General features: G+C 38.8%; 3 protein-coding genes and 2 pseudogenes. 4 read left to right on the top strand and 1 reads right to left on the bottom strand.

Going from position 1 to position 3,433, the window contains the following annotated elements; translation table 11 throughout:
• From BN35_RS04565 to BN35_RS04545, 4 genes and pseudogenes are all read left to right on the top strand, one after another.
• Positions 1-327: pseudogene (locus tag BN35_RS04565) on the top strand (ATP-binding protein); the annotation flags it as partial.
• 676 nt (positions 328-1,003) lie between these two features.
• Positions 1,004-1,645, top strand: a complete 642-nt coding sequence (locus BN35_RS04555) for a DUF6088 family protein (RefSeq protein WP_007175199.1) — start codon at positions 1,004-1,006, stop codon at positions 1,643-1,645.
• On the top strand, positions 1,623-2,660 hold the full coding sequence (locus BN35_RS04550) for a nucleotidyl transferase AbiEii/AbiGii toxin family protein (RefSeq protein WP_025073244.1): 1,038 nt from the start codon (positions 1,623-1,625) through the stop codon (positions 2,658-2,660). Before BN35_RS04555 ends, BN35_RS04550 begins: the two co-directional genes overlap by 23 nt.
• A gap of 157 nt (positions 2,661-2,817) precedes the next feature.
• Positions 2,818-3,204, top strand: coding sequence for a hypothetical protein (locus BN35_RS04545; protein ID WP_145992933.1), 387 nt, complete (start codon positions 2,818-2,820; stop codon positions 3,202-3,204).
• On the opposite strand, the pseudogene BN35_RS14100 reads toward BN35_RS04545, so the two are convergent.
• Positions 3,157-3,345, bottom strand: a pseudogene (locus BN35_RS14100) (hypothetical protein). The gene BN35_RS04545 and the pseudogene BN35_RS14100 overlap by 48 nt on opposite strands.
• Positions 3,346-3,433 lie beyond the last annotated feature (88 nt).

Here is a 3,433-nt window from a genome sequence, read left to right as displayed (position 1 = left end):
TACTACTTCGTTGATAACGGCTTACTGAACCTGTTCCTGATGAATTCAGAGACATCGCTACTAGAGAACATGGTGGCGGTAGAACTGTGCAGGCGGTGTGGCAAAAAGAATGTGTTTTTCCTGAATGCGGAGAAGGAGATAGACTTCGTTGTGCCTGACGAGAAGCTTGCTATACAAGTGTCCTACAGCATCAAGGATGAGACCACTTACAACAAGGAGGTACTACCACTGGTCAAGTATGCCAAAGCGCACGAGGATTGGAAGTGCCTGCTGATTACTTACGATGAGGAGGACACGGAAGAGGAAATACCCGTGGTTCCTGTGTAGAAGTGGTTGATGTAGGCCTTAGTAAGCACGAATCTTATCGATTGACACGAATACATTTAAGATATGGATACAAAGAAACTCATTGAAGAGGTACTACGCATTGGAACACAAGTGCGTGTGTCTGAACCTAAAAAAGGGGACTCCCGAAAGAATCCCTTTTTAACGTTTTGTGACCCGCATGGGGCATCAAGTGATCCGTTTGGGGTCGCAAATATCAAAATAATGGTATTATTGCAATGTGCTCACAATGAATGTGTTATCCTTAATTTTGCAGGCAAGTGAATATTGCCTAAAGAGTTGGTAACACACCAGTAACACATTTGACTCGGTAGTAACACATTTTTGACCCCAACATCCCTTGTTTTCTAATTTAACAAACATTAGAAGTATATGCTGACAATTATTCAAAGAACTCGTCACCCGGCTATTATTAAAAAGCAAGGAGACTCTAAAGAGAATTGGAAGGTCAATTAAAACTATTTTAAATTGTTGTTAGTGACTCATACAACCTCTAAATAACATTGCAAAGATAGCATTTTTCCCACAAACAAACAAGGTTTATTCTTCCTTTTTATTCTAATTGAAAGAAAAATTCGTTTATTCAAATAAAATCCTCCAGATAATTTGGTACTTTGAATTATACTCGGTATTTTTGCAAAAATAACCGACTTAATGTATGTTAATAAACAAAGAAGAGAAGAAGGTTGTTGATATTCTTAGGAACTGTATTGAAAAAGCAAACACCGGTACTCTGTTTTTTAATAATAGTTTCCCAGAATACGACGATGAGTATGTGGGCAAGATTTTATCAGATTTTGTCCGACAGGATTTGTTGTTAAGATTATCTCGTGGCATATACCTTAAAGCGAAGAAAACTAAATTTGGTATAGTTTATCCAACTACCGAAGAGATAGCCCATGCAATTGCAGAGAGAGACAATGCTGAAATTCTCCCTACTGGTAGTACAGCGTTGAATATGCTTGGATTATCCGAACAAGTTACCATGACCCCTGTTTTTCTCACCAGTGGGTCTGCAAGAAAAATCAAGTGTGGCAATAAAACCATCACGTTCAAAAGAGGAGTGCCCAAGAATTTCGCATTGAAGGGAAAGGTCACACGTCTGTTAGTACAAGCCATGAAAGCTATCGGTGAACGAAACTATAATGGCGAGTGGGAAAGTGCAATCAATGTGATATTGAGTAAATATCCAGAGGACGATACCATGTCGGAAGACTTAAAAGTCATGCCTGCATGGATAAGAAGAAAAATAATAAACATCCTAAACAATAAGAATCATGAGCAGTTGGCAGAATCATAGCATTGATGAGAGGATCTCAATGATACAATCAGTCGCACAAGATCATAATATCGAAGATAATGCGATAGAGAAGGATTGGTGGGTGACAGTAGTCCTCAAAGCTTTGTTCAATACATCTTGTGGGAAATGGCTTCTTTTCAAGGGGGGAACTTCATTGAGTAAAGGATGGAATCTCATCAATCGATTCAGTGAAGATATAGACATTTCCATTGGCAGGAACTTCTTTGGGGACGTCCTTAACTTGCCATTTGCAAAGTGCGAGAACAACAATCAGGTAAAGAAGTTAAGAAAAGCGTCGCGAGATTATATTCATGGGACACTTTCAGCAGAACTGGATGTGGAACTTCAGAAAATGGGAATTGAAGGATATACTGTAAAGAATGAAACGATGGCGGGGGAACCTCCCAAGCCTATAGATCATGACAGTGACCCAACGGTAATATTCGTCAATTATGAAAGTATCTTCCCGTCCAGCATGAGACTTATTGATGCGAGGATTAAAATAGAAATCAGTTGTCTATCTATGTCTGAGCCTAATGAGAAATGCGACATTCGCTCTCTTGTCTTTGATAAGTTCCCTGAAGAGGATGATGAAATGACAGCATCTATCAAGACTGTAACGCCATCAAGAACATTTTTGGAGAAGGCACTGCTTCTTAGTGAGGAGCTTCAAAAGGAAGAACCAAGAACATTGCGTATGTCCCGGCATCTCTATGATTTAGATAGATTGATGGACACAGAGTTTGGCCAGAAGTCACTGAACGATGGCAACCTTTATAAGGCTATCGTAGAACATCGTCGTCGTTTCTATCATTTGGGATATGTGGACTATGACAAAGATTATCCGACAAGTATTGATTTTATCCCCCGAAATGAGGTTCTGAAAGCCTATCGTCTGGACTATGAGACAAATATGGTAGATGGATATATATATGGCGAAGCCAAGCCCTTTAAGGAATTGATGAAAAGAATGGAGAAATTACTTCATGACTTCAGACAAATTATAATTCCTTAGATGTGCCATTGACCATCGTTTGTTACAGGTATCAAAATACGCAATCCAATGTTTCCTTTATGACGGGAGGTATATTAATAAAGTAATGCCACATCGTAAGGAATTCAAAAATCTTAAGTGGCATGAGAAAGATTTTCTGTTTCAACATATGAAGATTATGCGTAATGAAAAAGGTATGTTGGGATTTGACCTCTTGCAATTTCCGGAGGCTTCTGATTACGTATTATACTATTTGATTCTGATCTATGGAACCAATTCTCAAAAGATTCGTTTTGACGACGAGGTAAAAGATTATATTGGAGTGATACCAGAAGATAGGAAAGCTAAACATAAGATATTCTTTGAAAATCACCTTTCTTCATGGTTTGACGAGTTTGATAAAGGAGGTGGCCCTTATTTTTCTGTGATGCGCCCCATGTATTATTCGAAGTTGAAGGAATATGAAGAACAGAGAAACGGTGGCATTATAGACCGCAATGTATTTGCGGAAAAGGTACTATATATGAAAGCATGTTTCTTTTACATACCTCAAATCCGCAACTAAGCCCTTGAACGTCCTTATTGCGTTTACACGTCCTCTCATTACTGAATTTGCAGATAATTTGAACTTGAAGCACCCACTTCTGCCTACAATATCCCCTTACCCCACAATGTGACTTGAGGCAATACACAATATCATTCCCATAAGTTGTAGGCATTATCCAAAACCAGTCTGGAAAACATCTGCGTAAGCATTATTACAGGTATAGATATTCAGCACCTACCGTCTTGAC

Origin of the sequence: Hoylesella timonensis 4401737 = DSM 22865 = JCM 15640 (assembly GCF_000455445.1) — a bacterium.
Lineage (GTDB): Bacteria > Bacteroidota > Bacteroidia > Bacteroidales > Bacteroidaceae > Prevotella > Prevotella timonensis.
Note: the sequence above shows the minus strand (reverse complement) of the source record. Positions and strands in the feature narration are given on the sequence as shown.

Excerpts from the sequence above, each read along its gene's own strand:
- BN35_RS04555 (WP_007175199.1), top strand. The coding sequence starts at position 1,004 with ATGTTAATAAACAAAGAAGAGAAGAAGGTTGTTGATATTCTTAGGAAC.
- BN35_RS04550 (WP_025073244.1), top strand. The coding sequence starts at position 1,623 with ATGAGCAGTTGGCAGAATCATAGCATTGATGAGAGGATCTCAATGATA.
- BN35_RS04545 (WP_145992933.1), top strand. The coding sequence starts at position 2,818 with ATGCGTAATGAAAAAGGTATGTTGGGATTTGACCTCTTGCAATTTCCG.